The organism is Nesterenkonia sp. PF2B19 (assembly GCF_001758425.2).
GTDB lineage: Bacteria > Actinomycetota > Actinomycetes > Actinomycetales > Micrococcaceae > Nesterenkonia > Nesterenkonia aethiopica.
The window spans coordinates 1-2,288 of the sequence record NZ_MDSS02000115.1 but is presented as its reverse complement, the minus strand read 5'-3'; the positions used below and the strand labels follow the sequence as shown (position 1 = coordinate 2,288).

Here is a 2,288-nt window from a genome sequence, read left to right as displayed (position 1 = left end):
GAGACTCAGGAATGGTTGGAGTCTTTTGATCAGTTGGTGGAGGTCCATGGCACCGAGCGTGCGGAGTATATGATCCGTACCTTGCTCCAGCGTGCTGGAGCGAAGTCCATCGGTGTGCCGATGGTCACGACCACCGATTATGTGAACACGATCCCGGTGGATCAGGAACCAGAGTTTCCTGGGGATGAGGAGATGGAGCGCCGGTTCCGTCGGATCCTGCGGTGGAACGCGGCGATCATGGTGCACCGGGCTCAGCGTGATGGTGTCGCGGTGGGTGGTCATATCTCCTCCTACGCGGGAGTGGCCACGCTCTATGAGGTCGGATTCAATCATTTCTTCCGCGGCGCGGATCATCCTGGTGGTGGGGACCAGGTGTTCTTCCAAGGACATTCCTCTCCGGGCAACTATGCTCGCGCGTTTCTCGAGGGCCGGCTCACCGAGGCCCAGCTCGATGGGTTCCGGCAGGAGATCTCCCGGGCCCCGGAAGGGCTGAGTTCGTATCCGCATCCCCGTCTGATGCCAGATTTCTGGCAGTTCCCCACGGTCTCGATGGGCATCGGGCCGATGAACGCGATCTATCAGGCCCAGTTCAATCGGTATCTGCATCACCGCGGCATCAAGGACACCTCGGATCAGAACGTGTGGGCGTTCCTCGGTGATGGTGAGATGGACGAGCCGGAGTCGCGAGGGCTGTTGCAGCATGCGGCCAATGAGAAACTGGACAATCTGCATTTCGTGATCAACTGCAATCTGCAGCGCTTGGATGGCCCGGTCCGGGGCAATGGCAAGATCGTCCAGGAGCTGGAGGCGTTCTTCCGCGGAGCGGGATGGAACGTGATCAAGGTGCTCTGGGGCCGGGAATGGGATGATCTGCTGGCCCGTGATGATGATGGCGAGCTGGTCCGGATCATGAATGAGACCTTGGATGGGGACTATCAGACCTATAAGGCTGAGTCCGGGGCCTTCGTGCGGGAGCATTTCTTCGGTCGGTCGGCCAAGACCAAGGCCATGGTCGAGGACATGTCTGATGATGAGATCTGGAACCTCAAGCGTGGGGGTCATGATTATCAGAAGGTCTACTCGGCGTATCAGGCCGCAGTGTCCACCACGGGCAAGCCCACGGTGATCCTGGCTCAGACGATCAAGGGCTATGGGCTGGGTCCCAGCTTCGAGGGTCGTAATGCGACCCATCAGATGAAGAAGCTGACCATCGAGGACCTCAAGCGGTTCCGAGACACTCTGCGGATCCCGATCACTGATGAACAGATCGAGGCCGACCCGTACCAGGTGCCGTATTACCATCCGGGTGAGGACTCTGAGGAGATGGCTTATCTGCGGGCTCGTCGGGCCGAGCTGGGCGGGGCGCTGCCGGCCCGCCGGGCAGAGGCCGGCGCGCTGGTCCTGCCGGGGGCGAAGACCTATGCCCAGGCGAAGAAGGGCTCGGGCAAGCAGCAGGCGGCCACCACGATGGCGTTCGTGCGGCTGCTCAAGGACCTGATGCGGGATAAGAACATCGGGCATCGGATCGTGCCGATCGTTCCGGATGAGTCCCGGACCTTCGGGATGGATTCCTTCTTCCCGACCGCGAAGATCTATAACCCCAAGGGACAGAACTATCTCTCGGTGGATCGTGAGCTGATGCTGGCCTATAAGGAATCTCCGCAGGGCCAGCTGCTGCATCCCGGGATCAATGAGGCCGGGGCCACTGCGGCGTTCACTGCGGCTGGGACCAGCTACGCCACTCATGGTGAGCCGATGATCCCGGTCTATGTGTTCTACTCCATGTTCGGGTTCCAGCGCACCGGGGACTCGTTCTGGGCTGCGGCGGATCAGCTGGCTCGTGGTTTCATCATCGGGGCCACTGCCGGGCGGACCACGCTGGCCGGTGAAGGGCTGCAGCATCTCGATGGGCATTCCCCGATCCTGGCCGGGACCAACCCAGCGGTGAAGCATTATGACCCGGCCTATGGGTACGAGATCGCTCATATCATCGAACAGGGTCTCTATGAGATGTATGGGGATCATGCCGGGGATCATGATGTGATGTATTACCTCACCGTCTATAACGAGCCGGTGACTCAGCGTCCTGAGCCGGAAGACCTGGATGTCACTGGTGTGAAGAAGGGCATCTATCGATTGGTCACTGCGGCCCAGGGGTGTGGGGAGCATGGCCTGGAGCTGGATGGTGATGCTCCGGTGGTGCAGCTGATGGCTTCTGGGGTCGCGGTGCCCTGGGCGTTGGAGGCCCAGCGGCTGCTGGCCGCTGATTGGGGGGTGGCTGCTGATGT

At 61.0% G+C, this 2,288-nt stretch carries 1 protein-coding gene; it reads left to right on the top strand.

Going from position 1 to position 2,288, the window contains the following annotated elements:
• Nucleotides 1–2,288 (top strand): pyruvate dehydrogenase (acetyl-transferring), homodimeric type (gene aceE, locus BCY76_RS17115; protein ID WP_085437964.1); only part of this gene is annotated, 2,288 nt, incomplete at both ends.